This window comes from Brevibacillus sp. FIR094, from assembly GCF_050477165.1.
Lineage (GTDB): Bacteria > Bacillota > Bacilli > Brevibacillales > Brevibacillaceae > Brevibacillus.
Genome location: NZ_JBEAES010000016.1, coordinates 44,247 through 58,908, shown reverse-complemented (window position 1 = coordinate 58,908; position 14,662 = coordinate 44,247). Strand labels below are relative to the sequence as shown.

Annotated in this window: 13 protein-coding genes and 1 pseudogene; 9 read left to right on the top strand and 5 right to left on the bottom strand. The window is 47.4% G+C overall.

Features of this window, described 5'->3' with window-relative positions; all coding sequences use genetic code 11:
- Positions 1-314: 314 nt before the first annotated feature.
- Positions 315-931, top strand: a pseudogene (locus tag ACQ5DJ_RS16085) (TetR family transcriptional regulator).
- A gap of 12 nt (positions 932-943) precedes the next feature.
- Positions 944-1,477 (top strand): GNAT family N-acetyltransferase, encoded by a 534-nt coding sequence (locus ACQ5DJ_RS16080; RefSeq protein ID WP_429843353.1) that lies wholly within the window; start codon positions 944-946, stop codon positions 1,475-1,477.
- A 55-nt stretch (positions 1,478-1,532) separates the two neighbouring features.
- On the opposite strand, the gene ACQ5DJ_RS16075 is transcribed toward ACQ5DJ_RS16080, so the two are convergent.
- The gene (locus ACQ5DJ_RS16075; protein WP_429843352.1) at positions 1,533-3,287 is read right to left on the bottom strand and encodes a DUF4179 domain-containing protein; all 1,755 of its coding nucleotides are present in this window, start codon (positions 3,285-3,287) and stop codon (positions 1,533-1,535) included.
- Positions 3,284-3,841 (bottom strand): RNA polymerase sigma factor, encoded by a 558-nt coding sequence (locus ACQ5DJ_RS16070; protein ID WP_429843351.1) that lies wholly within the window; start codon positions 3,839-3,841, stop codon positions 3,284-3,286. The genes ACQ5DJ_RS16075 and ACQ5DJ_RS16070 overlap by 4 nt, the downstream gene beginning before the upstream one ends.
- Positions 3,842-4,107: 266 nt before the next feature.
- On the opposite strand from ACQ5DJ_RS16070, the gene ACQ5DJ_RS16065 reads away from it, so the two are divergent.
- The 5 genes from ACQ5DJ_RS16065 to ACQ5DJ_RS16045 all read left to right on the top strand — a co-directional run bounded on the left by ACQ5DJ_RS16065 (position 4,108) and on the right by ACQ5DJ_RS16045 (position 9,071).
- Positions 4,108-4,863 (top strand): metallophosphoesterase family protein, encoded by a 756-nt coding sequence (locus tag ACQ5DJ_RS16065; protein WP_429843350.1) that lies wholly within the window; start codon positions 4,108-4,110, stop codon positions 4,861-4,863.
- Between the two features lie 130 nt (positions 4,864-4,993).
- Positions 4,994-5,977 (top strand): polysaccharide biosynthesis protein, encoded by a 984-nt coding sequence (locus ACQ5DJ_RS16060; protein WP_429843431.1) that lies wholly within the window; start codon positions 4,994-4,996, stop codon positions 5,975-5,977.
- Positions 5,974-7,056, top strand: coding sequence for an undecaprenyldiphospho-muramoylpentapeptide beta-N-acetylglucosaminyltransferase (locus tag ACQ5DJ_RS16055; RefSeq protein WP_429843349.1), 1,083 nt, complete (start codon positions 5,974-5,976; stop codon positions 7,054-7,056). Before ACQ5DJ_RS16060 ends, ACQ5DJ_RS16055 begins: the two co-directional genes overlap by 4 nt.
- Complete coding sequence (locus ACQ5DJ_RS16050) at positions 7,034-7,681, top strand: response regulator transcription factor (RefSeq protein WP_429843348.1); 648 nt, start codon at positions 7,034-7,036, stop codon at positions 7,679-7,681. Before ACQ5DJ_RS16055 ends, ACQ5DJ_RS16050 begins: the two co-directional genes overlap by 23 nt.
- Positions 7,662-9,071 carry a sensor histidine kinase gene (locus ACQ5DJ_RS16045; RefSeq protein ID WP_429843347.1) on the top strand — a complete coding sequence of 470 codons (1,410 nt, stop codon included), beginning with the start codon at positions 7,662-7,664 and terminating at the stop codon, positions 9,069-9,071. Before ACQ5DJ_RS16050 ends, ACQ5DJ_RS16045 begins: the two co-directional genes overlap by 20 nt.
- Positions 9,072-9,135: 64 nt before the next feature.
- Here the strand turns inward: ACQ5DJ_RS16045 and ACQ5DJ_RS16040 are convergent, their stop codons facing one another.
- Positions 9,136-10,752, bottom strand: a complete 1,617-nt coding sequence (locus tag ACQ5DJ_RS16040; protein WP_429843346.1) for a DHA2 family efflux MFS transporter permease subunit — start codon at positions 10,750-10,752, stop codon at positions 9,136-9,138.
- A complete protein-coding gene (locus tag ACQ5DJ_RS16035; RefSeq protein ID WP_429843345.1) occupies positions 10,740-11,189 on the bottom strand; it encodes a MarR family winged helix-turn-helix transcriptional regulator in 450 nt (149 codons plus the stop codon). The genes ACQ5DJ_RS16040 and ACQ5DJ_RS16035 overlap by 13 nt, the downstream gene beginning before the upstream one ends.
- Before the next feature lie 274 nt (positions 11,190-11,463).
- On the opposite strand from ACQ5DJ_RS16035, the gene ACQ5DJ_RS16030 reads away from it, so the two are divergent.
- Positions 11,464-13,185 carry an amidohydrolase gene (locus tag ACQ5DJ_RS16030; protein ID WP_429843344.1) on the top strand — a complete coding sequence of 574 codons (1,722 nt, stop codon included), beginning with the start codon at positions 11,464-11,466 and terminating at the stop codon, positions 13,183-13,185.
- A 198-nt stretch (positions 13,186-13,383) separates the two neighbouring features.
- On the top strand, positions 13,384-13,842 hold the full coding sequence (locus ACQ5DJ_RS16025; protein ID WP_429843430.1) for a GNAT family N-acetyltransferase: 459 nt from the start codon (positions 13,384-13,386) through the stop codon (positions 13,840-13,842).
- 90 nt (positions 13,843-13,932) lie between these two features.
- On the opposite strand, the gene ACQ5DJ_RS16020 is transcribed toward ACQ5DJ_RS16025, so the two are convergent.
- Complete coding sequence (locus ACQ5DJ_RS16020) at positions 13,933-14,646, bottom strand: response regulator (protein ID WP_429843343.1); 714 nt, start codon at positions 14,644-14,646, stop codon at positions 13,933-13,935.
- Positions 14,647-14,662: the final 16 nt, after the last annotated feature.

The following is a 14,662-nucleotide window of genomic DNA, read 5'->3' as shown; positions in this document are numbered from 1 at the left end:
ATTCATCTGCTTACATTCCTCTCTAAGGCGATTGTCTAGGTCTATGCGATAATCCTGATAAGTGCCATAGTGTACCAAGCGTCCGTTGACTTTCTTGAAACCCTTCGATTTTTTTCTTTTCAAGAATGCCCCATCCTTTCATGACAATCTAACACAGGATATGCCATGGTTTTTCCAATGATTGGACATGCGGCTATTCTCGTTGAAAGAAATCATGAGGAGTTGAAAAACGACAGTAGTGTCGTTTATAATAATCTAACTAACAAAAACGACATTCGTGTATATTTTGTTCAAAGGAGGTAGACCCAAACCCCATGGCCCCAAAAGTAAGCGACGAATACAAAACCAAAAAGAAAATCGAACTGCTACACGCGGCAAAACGTGTGTTCATCACAAAAGGCTATACACGGGCCACCATGCAAGACGTTATGGACGAGGCTGGTGTATCGCGGGGAGCCTTGTACGCCTACTTTGATAACCTGGAGCACTTATATTTGGAACTGCTGCAATTCGAGGATCAACAGGATGTACAGTTTTTCGCTCCTGTTGCTGGCGAAACGTCTTGGCACCAAATCACCAAATGGGTTAACAAACAGCAGGGCGAGATCGAGAAAATCGAAGAGACACTGTCCCAAGCCAACTCAGAGTTTTTCCTGTCCCTAAAAGACCAGCAAAAGCAACAGAGCTATCCATACATCACGACTCGTTATGAAAAATGGTAGATGTGCTGACAGCTTTCTTCGCGCATGGGACAGCGACAGGTGAGTTCAAGCCACAGCTTTCACCGGAGGCAATCGCTCGCTATCTCATTTCGGTTATCGACGGACTTATGCTGGATACCGCGCATTTGGGGGCAGAGAAAACGAAGGTGTCCGAGCAGATGGAAGCACTGTTGTTTTCATTGAGAGCGATGCTGGGACCGGTGCAATAAGGAGGGAGAAGAATGTTGTTTCAATCAGAGAGAATCTATCTGAGAAAAATGACGGGGGAGGATGTGGACGTCTACCACACGTGGAGAAATGACGTGGAAGTCATGCGGACAACGAGTCCGTCTATGGATGTCTATACTTGGGACGATACGAACGGGTTTGTGAATCAAGTCATCCTGCATGCAAGCTCCTCGAAGAGCTACATGATCGTAGACAGCCAAACCAATCGACCGATCGGGATTACGTCCCTCATTCAAATCGACCTGAAAAACCGCAATGCGGAGTGCATCATCGATATTGGAGAGAAGGAATACTGGGGAAAAGGGTATGCACGAGAAGCGTTGAAGCTGCTGCTGGATTATGCATTCTTGGAAATGAATCTGCATCGGGTATCGCTGCGTGTCTTTTCCTTTAACGAAAAAGCCATAAAGCTGTATGATAGGCTCGGATTCAAGCAAGAGGGGATTTCGCGGCAGTTTTTGTTTCGAGAAGGAAAATGGCATGATCTCGTGCACATGGGGATTTTGCAGGAGGAATATATCACGTAGAAAAAGAGGCTGGCGGTACGAAGGGTACCACCAGCCTTTTGCGTATAAAGAGCTCTTATTTTCCAGCGTAAATCGGTACTTCCCACTCTACATTTTTGTGTTCAACCATTCGTTTCTCGGTAGTAATGATCAATTGCTTTGGAAGGGTTGTGAGGTTTTTTAAGAAGATCGTTCCTTCAAAAATCGCCCGATCATTTTTATACTCAGTCTTATTGATTAAGTAGTCGATGTCTTCGTACTCTTTCCCGGTCTCGTCTGTAATGGTCCAGTATTGGTAGGGACCCATAGCGGCAGTATCTGGAGAGAGAGTTGCCTCGAATGCCAGATCGTAGCCTTCCAATTTCGTGGTAGTCCCATCGTCGTTCACGCGGTGATGGCCGTCATAGCCTTCAAAATCAACGACTGCGTTTGGATCCTTTTGATATTTTTTGAAAGTAAACTGATCTCCCTGGTCTTCCACTGTAATGACTTCTTTCTTTTCGAGGCGATTGGTGTCCAATTTCGCGTTAAGCTTAGCTGTTTCCTCTGTATATACAGACCCGAGCTTGAAGGTGAGGCTTTGGCTTTCGTCGATTGGTTGGAAGTAGTGGAAGTCTCTTGTTCCATTTTCAGTAGAGCGGGTATGAGCCCATTTCAAATACGGGATGACATTGCTTTGTTTGCTGGCTTTACGGGTGACAGCATCGGAATCCCAAGCGGCGACAACTGTGCCCTTTTCATTGACTAGCTCGTAGCTGTATTCTTTTCGCTGGTTATCCGTATTCGAGCGATCTACGACCATTTCCACCCCACTCGGTGCAAACGTCATCTGTTTTACGTCCAGCTTGAGCCCTTGCGGAGTCGTGTATGTTTTGTTGATCTCATGTGTCTTCGTCGCGGCCTTTGCCTTTTTCATGTCAACAGGTACGGACAGCTTCCAGTTTCCTTTGATGTTGTCCAATTGTTTAATGTTGAACTCTACAATCAGCTCGTCCGGAATTTCACTGATATCAGCAAAGTAGCTGCGCAGCTCACGATTCAAGGACATGGTACCGGTATCTGTATACATAACATTGTGCCAATCTTCATTTGGTCTGCGAGTGTCTTCATTTGCAGATGACTCAACAGGCTTCAGTACGTTCCCTTGTTTGTCTTTGATTGTAATGACTTGCTCCTTCTTATCTCTTCTGATCATTTGGCTCAAAAAACCGTCCGTTGGCTTACCGTTCTTGTCTTTTAAAGAAGCTGCAATACTAATACGCAACGGGTCAGCGACCACTTCATGCACGGTAAAAGTGAGACCTTGATCAGTCGCACTTACATTAACGGACTGCGCGAATCCATTCTTGGCTGCTTGAGCAATTCCTTTGTCCGCTAATTTTTGCAAAAAGCTATTGCTCACAGGAGCTACAGGATCAGCTTTGCCAATCGGGCTATTCGTAAAAGCAGCATGGACATAACTAGCAAAGGTCGGGGAGACGAGCATTCCTCCCGATACGACAACAGTTAATGCAGCAGCGGCAAGCGTCATTTTTTTCATGATCGTAATACTCCTTTGTTTCCACGCAGGTGGTTGGTGTGAAGGGCTAACAGGGTTCAATACTCTCACGGGATGAGGGGAGAGCATCTGAATAATCTTTTGATCCATATTTGCTGAGAGGGAGTTTTCCCACATCGTTTCTTCCGTTTGGTGCAGCTCATCGATCCATTGTTCCAGCTGGTACTGGCAGTGTGTGCAATGATCGAGATGACTTTCGGCATTTCGTTTGTTCACTGGTGATAAACGATCTTCCATGTAGGCGATCAGCTGTCTTTGCGTAAGGCAATTCAAAGCGGGGTACCCCCTTTTTTCTCCGGCTTGCTTAGCTGGTCTCGCAGCTTTTTCCTGGCATAGGAAAGGCGCATTCTCACGGTATCTACGGACAAAGATAGTTTGTTGCCGATCTCCCTGTAGCTTAAATGCTGGAGATAATGCAAATCGAGAATCGTCCTGTGGTTCTTGTCCAGTGTCATCATCTGCTGTCGCAAAGCACGACGCTGTTCTTTTTCCAGATAATCTTCCTCAGGGATCGGACATTCGTCTTTGACTTCGACATTCATCTCCGTTACGGAAGGCATCCGCTTTCGTTTCCGCAGCTCGTCAATCCCGCGATTGATCGCGATTCGATACAGCCAGGCAGAGAAGGAGTGGTTGGGTTTATAATCTGGCAGACTGTAGTACGCCTTGATAAAAACCTCCTGCACCATGTCTTCGGCATCATGAGAATGGTGGAGCGTGCGCCCAAGAATCGAAGCGATTTTTCCCTTGTATTTATTGACGATCAGAGCATAAGCCTCTTTATTTCCTTGAAGAACCTCCGCAATGACCTCTCGATCGTCCTGCATGCTTGTTACCTCCTTGCAAAAAGGTGCTGCGCAGCTTTCCTTTTTGGTGTTCACTACTATAGACGAAAACGAGGGTGCCCCCCTCTTAAACTTTTTCATGAAATTTGAAAATGGCATAGGAAGAGGATGCCTCTCTCTGTTTGATAGAAGGGCATCCTCTGATACGTTGTACACCATTTCCATTATGGAGCAGGAAATCTTTGTAGTCTTGCGGTAATACTATGTGAGCTGAAGCTTCGAGGGGAATCCCCATCGTAAAGGAGTATATGACATTGAGCCAAAACAACCATTCCATCGCGGTGATTTCCGATATACACAGCAACGCTTATGCATTGGAAGCTGTGCTGCACGACATTCATTCTCGCGGGATTCAAACCATTGTGAATTTAGGCGACACATTATTTGGGCCACTTGATCCGATCAAAACGGCAGAACTCTTAATGGAGCGATCTACTATCACCCACATCATGGGTAATTGTGACAGATATTTACTGGAAGAGCAAATGGAGTCCATCACCTTCGAATACGTGAAGCCACTGCTGACACAAGAAATGCTCAGCTGGATCGGGTCATTCCAAAAGCAGTGGACGTTTGATGATCTCTTGTTTTGCCACGGCACACCTTTTGCCGATGATGTGTACTTATTGGAGAATGTCGCTCCATATGGGGTAGAAGACAAAAGCGCAAATGCCTTAATGATCGAGCTGACTGGCATTCAGCAGCAGGTCATTTTTTGCGGCCACTCTCATGTGCCCAAATCCGTATGGCTACCCGATGGCAAGCTCGTGGTAAACCCGGGGAGCGTTGGGCTTCCAGCGTATTTTGAGGAAGCGCCGTACCCGCATTCGATGGAATCGAAGACGCCCCATGCGAAGTACGTCACGGTAAAACAACAAGGCGGCTCGTGGCTAGTCGAGCACGTATTGGTTCCGTATGATTTCGAGCAGGCAGCCAGAAAAGCAGAGGAAAACGGGCGCAGAGACTATGCCTATGCGATCCGAACGGGAAGAGCAGAGCTGTAAGGATAAAGTGACGGTAGAGATCGTTTCTGACGTCATTTTTTTCGTTTCTACGAAGATTTGTCATACTGACGTAACACACGACCTCTACGATATTCATGTCAGTCACATGAATGCTTCGGAGGTACAGCAGATGAAAAACAAGACCATTTTAATAACGGGTGGTACAGGCTCTTGGGGTTGGGAGCTCGTGAAGCAACTCCTGCCGCAGCAGCCAAAGGAAATACGTATTTTTTCACGCAATGAAGCCCTACAAGTAGAAATGAGCCATCATTTTCAAGATAAACGACTGCGTTTTATGAATGGAGACATTCGGGATCAGGAGGAATTGATGCAGGCGTGCCAGCAGGTCGATTATGTGTATCATCTTGCGGCATTGAAGCATGTCCCGATTTGCGAAAACCAACCGTATATTGCCTTCAAAACAAACGTGATCGGTACGCAAAATGTCATCGAGGCGGCCATTGCCAATCGTGTGCAAAAGGTCATCTACGTCTCCACAGACAAGGCTTCCAATCCTTCCAGTACGTATGGGATGACCAAGGCGATTGGGGAGCGGCTGATCATTCAGGCCAACACGAGGGATGTTAGTACACGCTTTGTTTGTGTGCGAAGCGGCAATGTTTTGGGATCGACAGGCAGTGTGATTCCCCTTTTCAAAAACCAATTGCAACAAGGTATGGATCTTGGGGTGACAGATGGGCAAATGACGAGATTTTTCTTGAGTCTGGAAGAGGCGATCCACCTTCTCTTTACGGCTACACATAACAGTCTGGGCGGGGAAACCTTTGTACTGAAGATGCCCTCTTGCCGAATTATGGATATAGCGGAGGTCCTTAGAGAAGAGGCGGGAGGGCAGGGCAGCCGTATTATCACCATTGGGATGCGCCCAGGTGAAAAGCGATATGAAATGCTGGTGTCCGAGATGGAAAGCGATAGAGCGGTTGACTTGAACGACCAATACTTTGTCATCCTGCCTGCTTTTCCACAAGACGAGCTGCAAGCGTATTACGCAGCATATCCGAGGGTCGACTTTTCCAGCTTCCACTCCGAGTCGATGGTTATGACTAAGGAAGAGACGAGAGCAATGCTGCGGGCAGGAGGTTTCCTGTCATGAAAACCATTTTGTTCACAGGCGGAGGTTCTGCCGGGCACGTAACAGGCAATCTCGTCATGATCCCTAAATGTTTGCAAGAAGGCTGGAGCGTGCACTATATCGGCTCAGAGACAGGAATAGAAAAACAGCTCGTAGAAACACAGAAAGCAGTCCAGTATCACAGTATCTCGACCGGAAAGCTGCGGAGGTACTTCTCATGGAAAAACGTAACGGATGTTCTCCAGGTGCTCCGTGGCATCTTTCAAGCCTATTTCTTGATACGGAAAATAAAGCCGGATGTCGTGTACTCGTTGGGTGGCTTCGTCTCGGTTCCCGTCGTGCTCGGCGCCCGCATGAACAAAGTCAGGACCATCATTCATGAGCCAGATGTGCATATGGGTCTTGCCAATCGGCTTTGCCTACTTTTTGCAGATACAGTATGCACGACATTTGCGGAAACAAAGAGAAAGCTGAACACCGAAAAAGCGATCCATGTCGGGCCGCTCATCAAGGAGTCGCTCAAGGCTGGCCAGCGTCTGCGCGGAATCACCGCCTGTGGGTTTCATGAAAAGCAGCCCGTGCTGTTGATCATGGGAGGAAGTCAAGGGGCCGAGACGATCAACCGTGTCGTTCGCGAGGCGCTGCCGAATCTGTTGTCCCAATTCCAAGTCATTCACATATGTGGGCAAGGAAAGGTCGATTACTCTGTTCATTACCCGGGCTATAAGCAGTATGATTTCGTAGGAGAGGAATTGGCTCATTTATTGGCAGCTGCCGATGTGGTTGTCTCCCGGGCTGGTTCCAATGCGATTTCTGAATTACTCGCCTTGCAAAAGCCAATGCTTCTCCTCCCGCATACGAACGGGGGTGCACGTACAGGTCAACTCGTGAACGCCCAAAGCTTTCAAGCTGCTGGTTACGCAGATGTACTTTTGCAGGAACAGACGACGACACAGATGTTCGTGGCGAGAATCCTTGCTCTGTACAAAAATCGCGAGACTTATCTGGCGAAAATGAGGAAAAATAAGGATGAAAGAGCAGTCGACAAGGTGTGGGCATTGCTAAAAGGAGCTGCACATGAACATATTGATCGCGGATGATGAAGAATACATGGTCAAAATCGTGAAAGCCTACTTCGAAAAAGAAGGCTTCACTACATATACCGCCAAAGATGGGCAAGAAGCGCTCAATATGGTGTACAACGAACAAATCGACCTGGCGATCCTGGACTGGATGATGCCGCAAGTAAGTGGCATCGAGGTATGCAAGGAAATCAAGGCAAACAGTACCGTAAAAGTCTTAATGCTGACTGCTAAAGGGGAAATCGATGACGAGCTTCACGCCTTGCAAGCGGGAGCCGACGATTACGTGCGAAAGCCGTTTGACCCGAGAATCTTGTTAGTGCGTGCCAAAAAGATGCTGCATCTGGATGGGCAGTACACGTTTGGACAGATCAAGGTGGATTTGGAGGCGCAAAAAATATACGACACTGGCCGAGACCTGCATGTGACCAACAAGGAATTCCAGCTCATGAAGTACTTTGTGCAGCATGAGGGGAAAGTATTGACGCGAAAAGCCTTACTCGATCATGTGTGGGGATTCGACTATTTCGGTGAGGAAAGAACCGTGGATACTCATATTCGCCGTTTGCGAGAGAAGATCGGCGATAACTGGATAAAAACACATCGAGGGATGGGGTACAGTTTTGAAAATCCGGATAAATAAGATGGGGCGGCGGCTGTTTGCACAAATTGCCATTGTGGTCGCTGTCGTGTACGTCTTGTCTTTTCTCATTAACACATTCTTTTTGCCAAAGTATTTTTTGTATGAGAAGAAAAATACGTTGTCCGCGATTACTTCCCAGATGGAGGAATTCACAGCAGATGCTCTGCAAAAAGAGGTCGAACGGCTTGAAAATGAATACCGTGTCACGATTGTGTATGCCTCGTATACGGGAAACAACGATGATTTGAACGTAGCTCTGCTTGCTCTTTTTGCTCAAAAAGGATTGCCACTCAGCAAGTTTTGGGTCACCGAGGAGAGTGTCGCTTCCTTACAGGATGGAGAATATGTAAACAAGCTGTATATGCAAGAAAAATTGAAATCGAATGTACTCGTCCGGTTCATGATGAAGGAGCAAGTGGTTTTCGCGATCAGTGAATCGGTTGCGTATTCCAGTGATACGATTCGCATTGTGAATCAGTTCAATACGTATATTTTTCTGGGGGCGTTGCTCTTGACCGTTGTCGTGGGCGGGATGTTTGCCAAACGGATGATTGACCCACTTGCACAACTGAAGGATACGGCGGAGGAGATTTCGAATCTGCGTTTTCAAAAAGCAGACATTCGCACGGGCGATGAGATAGAGGAATTGGCGCAGAGCATTAACCGGATGAGTGACAAGCTCCAACGCGCTCACGAAGAGCTGGAAGCGAGAAACCGGAATCTGCGTACGTTTATTTCGGATATTTCCCATGAGTTAAAAACGCCATTGGCTTTAATCAAGGCGTATACAGCGGGTATCAGAGATGGCCTGGATGACGGGACTTTTCTGACCGTCATTGAAAAGCAGACAGACGGTATCGCGGAGTTGGTCAATAAGCTGTTGGAATTGTCCCGCTATCAAACGGACCAATATTCGTTTACGGCCGTCTCTCTTCATGCTGTGCTGGAACAAACCTTGGAGAAATACCAGTTGCTTATCCAGCAGGAAGCAATCCAGCTCTCGATCCAGAAGGAATCGGATGAGAATGATTGTGTGTGGACTGATCGTGACAAGCTGGAAATGGTGCTCGGTAATCTGCTTGGTAATGCTGTCACGTACACGACAAATGGACGCATTGATATTTCGATCAGACAGGCGGGGGATTCCGTCGTTTTTTCGATCAAAAATGGGGTCGGACGTATAGACGCCGCTCAATTGAAGCAAATTTGGGAGCCATTTTATGTGATCGAGCAGTCACGCAGCAAACAACTTAGTGGAACGGGGTTAGGACTATCCATCGTCAAAGCCGTGTTGGACAAACATCTGGCTCAGTATGATGTGCAGATAGTAGGGGAGGAGATTGTGTTTGCTTTTACCTTGCAGGGTTGTTCTGTGGGGGAAAAGAAGTAATTCGCGAGCAAATCCATACACCATGAAAAAAAGGAAGAGGACAAGTGCCCTCTTCCTTTTCCTATTAAGCCTTTTCTGCTTCGCCCTCTGGCTTCTGTCCCATCTTCCCACTACGCAGTGGAATTTCCTTCAGGAACAGCGCGATGATGACAGCGATTCCCGCTACAATCGCACCAGTCAAAAACGTAGTCGTAATCCCATAGCTCATCGCTTCCCTGATCATATCCAGCATGTGAGTAAACAGCGGCTGTAAATCCGGCGGCAGACTAGCCAGCGTGGCTTCAATTTTCGGCTGATCCAACAGATTTTGCGGATTCGTAAAGAGCGCCAGCTTCTCTGCCAGAGCAGGATCGGCTGCTGCGGGATTGTTCCCTTGACCCATGGCTCCCGAGAGTTGCGTCATTTTCGCAGACATGCTACCACTCATGACGGTTCCCATGACAGCAATTCCAATGGTTCCACCGAGGTTGCGGAAGAGCTGCGAAGTTGCTGTAGCGACACCCAATTGCTGTGGTGCGACTGCATTTTGCACGGTCAAGGAGAAGACCGGCATCGCAATCCCGATCCCCAATCCGAGAATGACCATGTAGATCACGAGTAAATAAATCGGTGTAGCTGGGGACATGAAATACATCAGCACCATGCCCAAAGCCATGACGGAAAGTCCGCCCAACGCCATCTTTTTATATTTTCCCGTCTTGGTCATGATTTGTCCGGCGAGTGCGGAGATCGCGAGCATGGCAATAGACATCGGCATTGCCACATAACCGGCCATCGTCGGAGAGATGCCTTTGACTCCTTGGACAAAGAACGGCACATAAATAATTGCGCCCATCATCCCGGCATTCAGGAAGAATCCGACCAGATTGGAGACAGTAAAGATACTGTTTTTGAACAAGCCCAGCGGAAGTACAGGCGTTTTTACTTTCATCTCAATCAAAATAAACACGATTAACGCTACGATTGTGGTGGCAAACAAAGCAATAATTTGCCACGAGCCCCAAGCGTATTTGCCCGGACCATCTCCTGCCCATGAGAAGGCGAGCAGCATCGGTACGATGGTGAGCGTCAAGAACAGCGAGCCGAAGTAGTCGACAGACTCTCCTTCTTGCTTCGGTACTTTTGGGAAATGAATCATGATCAACAGAAAGGCAATCACGCCAATTGGCAGGAAGATCCAGAACACCCAGTGCCAGTCGAGATGGTCGACGATATAGCCGCCCATCAGAGGACCAAGCACACTGGACACGCCGAAGACGGCACTCATGATTCCGCCCCATTTTGCGCGCTCGCGAGGTTCGTACAGATCACCCATGGCGGTAAAAGCAGTGGACATGATAATTCCGGCACCCGCCCCTTGAATACCTCGATACGTAATCAGTTGAAAAATATCGGTAGAAAACCCGGATAACAAGGCCCCGATACTAAACAACCCGATACCCGTCAAAATAAATGGTTTTCTTCCATATATATCGGAGAGCTTCCCAACCAGCACAGAAGCGACAGTGGAGGTCAGCAAATAAATGGTAATCGCCCACGAATAGTAATCCATGCCACCTAGCTTCGAAATAATACGCGGCATGGCAACCCCGATAATGGTCTGGTTGATCGCCGCGAAAAACATGGCCGTAATAATCGCGATCATAATGGTTACTTTCTTTTTATCTGTCAGTTGTTGCAATCTGGATGCTCCTCTCTTTGTTGCTCTATATTCTTCAGAACCTGGTGATAGATGCGGACTAAGTGTTGCTTGTCTTCATCAGATACGCCTGCAAAAAACTGTTCAATCGTGCTCCTCACTACGGCTTTGTATTGCCGCAGGATATCTTTTCCTTGATCGGTTATGTCCAGTTGCACGACGCGGCGATCGGTACTGTCACGATTTCTCGTGGCATAGCCGCAAGCAATCAATTTATCAACGAGACTCGTAACAGCTCCGGGGGTAATATTCATACGTTCTGCAATAGCAGATGCCTTCTGCGGACCGTTCATATCTATAATTCGCAAAAGCATGGCTTGCGATCCTGATACGAGTGGGTCCAGACGCTTGTGTGACTCAGCTGAAACTTTTCGTTGAAGTTGAATATAAAGTTCTTCAAAATTGACTTGGCTTTGCATGGTACCCTCTCCTGTTTTCATTGCTTAATTATATATGGAGTTAAATGTTTACCCACTAAAACATTTATGAGTATACATGGACTCATGAAGGAAAGTCAAATCAACCTTTTTCCAATTTGACCAATTTAGTTGATGATTATGTGATCGAATTCGTCATCAATCGAGATAAAATACTAATTTTCGACCGGACTTCATGGAATTTTCAGAGTTGCGATGCTACAATCAGTTTTGGCATTCTTTTCATCTTAGATAAATAGATAGGTGGGATCTGAACGTGTTTGGGAAAAAATTAACCAGCGCATTGCTCGCCACAGCTCTGATGAGTCCGATGTCGGCATTTGCCGCCCAAGAGACAAAACAGCCAGCAGATGTCGTGCTAACCAACGGCGCGGTCTACACAGTGGACATGAAGAACAGCTGGGCAGATGCAGTGGCCATTCGCGGTAACGAAATCGTCTTTGTCGGCGCAGATGAATATGCGAAAGCACACATTGGTAAGGATACGAAAGTAATCGATCTGAAAGGCCAAATGGTGTTGCCGGGCTTTATCGACAGCCATACACATGCGAGCAAAACAACGGGACTCATTTTCTCCATTGATTTGTTTGACGGAGGCTCTGTCGAGGAATACGTTGCGACCATCGAGAAATTCGTAAAAGAGCATCCAAACGAACCAACATTGCAAGGCCGCGGCTGGAGTAATCCGGTAGTGCCAGGTATCGGTCCGCGCAAGGAAGTATTAGATAAAATCGTGCCAAAAACGCCAATCGCCCTGACCTCGGATGACGGTCACTCTCTGTGGGTGAACTCGGCAGCAATGAAGCTGGCCGGAATCACGAAGGATACACCAAACCCTGAGGGTGGCATTATCGAGCGCGATCCGAAAACAGGAGAACCTTCTGGAACGTTGCGTGAAAGCGCCATGGATCTGGTGCTGTCAAAAATCGGCGGATACACCGTACAGCAATACAAGTCTGGAATTGAAGCTTATCAAGAAAAAGCGGTTGAACGCGGCGTAACAACAGTGCGCGACCCGGATATGCTGCGCTATCCGAACGTATTGGAAGCATACGAGGAGCTCGCAAAAGAGGACAAGCTGACCATCCGTTTCCGCAATGCATTAACAGCAAATCCGGAAAAGGGACCTGAACAGGTCGCAGATTTCGTAAAAATCCGTGAGCGCAATCAAAATCCGTTATTCCAAGTCAACGCCGTTAAAATCTTCTTGGATGGAGTCGTTGAAGGTGCTACCGCTTACTTGGAGAAACCGTATGTCCATAAAGAAACAAACGGAGAATTAATCTGGAAGCAAGAGGTTTACAATCAAACAGCTGCCGCAGTAGACAAGGCAGGCTTCCAGTTGCACGTCCATTCCATTGGGGACGCTTCTACCCGCATCGCACTGGACGGTATGGAGCTCGCTGAAAAACAAAATGGCAAGCACGATGCTCGCCACTCGCTGGTTCACTTGCAACTGGTCAATGAATCAGACATCGAGCGTTTCAAAAAGCTGGGGGCAGTCGGAATCGTGCAGCCATTTTGGTTTATGCAGGAAGAGGGCTACTACGATGAGATCGAAGTACCGTACTTGGGCAGAGAACGCGCAGAAAAAGAATACCCGATGAAGAGCTTCCTGAATAAAGGGGTTCATGTAGCTTCTTCGTCAGACTACATTGTAACGCCAGAATTCAATCCACTGCACGGTATTCAACAAGGCATTACGCGGATCGAGGACGGTGTAACCGATCCGAGCAAAATTGCCAACCCAGACGAGCGTGCGACGCTTGCGGAAATGATCGCCAGCTTCACGATTGATGGTGCTTACGCCAACCACGTGGATGATATCACAGGCTCGATCGAAGTTGGCAAGAAGGCAGATCTCATCGTGCTCGATAAAAACTTGTTTAAAATTCCGGCCACTCAAATCAAGGATGCAAAAGTTGTGCTGACCTTGGTTGAAGGGAAGGAAGTCTATCGTCAAAAGGAAGTAAAGTAAGAGAGGAAAAATGGTCGTCCGTTGCGATGACCATTTTTTTGTGCAAACGATTCTGCTGACAAACTAGGTCTGGAAAGGATTCTTGTCTATCTTTGAGGAATAATTCATACGATTCAGATTCGGGCAAATGCTGTGTTTGTACAGGGGATATCAAACAGCGCCTTGAGGATATCGTAGCAAAGGAAGGGAATGATTAATTTGAAAATCCGCAGAGCAGAAGGACAAGAAGCAAGCGAACTGAGTGAGCTAGCCTATCGCTCCAAAGCTTATTGGGGATACAGTGATGAATTCATGGAGGCCTGTCGTGACGACCTGACGCTATCACCTGCCTATATCGAGAAACACGAAGTCTATGTGTTAGAAGATGAGGGCAGCATCAAGGGCTTCATGAGTTTGGAAAACGATGCAGAGCAAGAGCAGTGGCTATTAGGCTTTTTGTTCATGGAACCGGAGGCAGTAGGAAAAGGGTACGGAAAGGCTCTGTGGCAGCATATGGTGGAGGTGGCACAAAAGCTGGATATCTCAGTCATTACCATCCATAGTGATCCGTACGCAGAACCGTTTTACTTGTCGAGGGGAGCAAAGCGAGTAGGAGAAATCGTGTCTACCGTGTTCCCGGGAAGAGTATTGCCGTTGTTAGAAGTGGAGATCGGATAAGTACGGAGTATGGAATAGCTGCAGTCTATTCCAATCAGCATCAACGCTCAAGCATGGTTTAGATGCTTGGGCTTTTTTGCGTTTCCTTCCTTATTTTACGATTTTATACCGGATCGCCTTGGCAACTGCCTGTGTACGATCTTCTACGCCCATTTTCTGCAAAATCCGATGGATATGCGTCTTGACGGTTCCCTCGGAGATGAGCAAGTGCTGCGCAATTTGATCGTTCCGTTTGCCGTAGGATAGCTGCTCTAGTACGTCCTGCTCTCGATCGGTCAACTGATCTAACATGACAAGAGGGGGAAGCACAGAGTCAGTATCAGAGTCAGAATGAGAGGCAGGCGAGTGATTCTTTTGTTGAAACTGTAGAACCTCCGCTAGAGCCTTGGCAGCAGTAGCCGTGTAGAAAAGTGCTTCTCCCTGATGGGCCCTGCGAATGAGGTCCAACATATCCTGTGAATCGGAATCCTTTAACATATAGCCGATAGCACCTGCGCGAATACCGTCGACGATGTAATCGTACGTGTCAAAGGTGGTAAGGATTAATACTTTTATCGAAGGATGGAGTCGAGTGATTTCTCGGGTTGCATCGATTCCTGACATGTTCGGCATCTGTACATCCATTAAGACTACATCAGGAATGACTTCTCCAATGAGCTTCACGGCTTCTTCACCATTGGAAGCCTCCCCGATTACTTCCATATCCTTCTGCATTTTTATGACATACCCTAATCCTTGACGGATCATCGTTTGGTCATCGACCAGGACCACACGAATGGTCTCTTTTTTGCTTTTATTTACCATGCTGGCATTCCTCCGT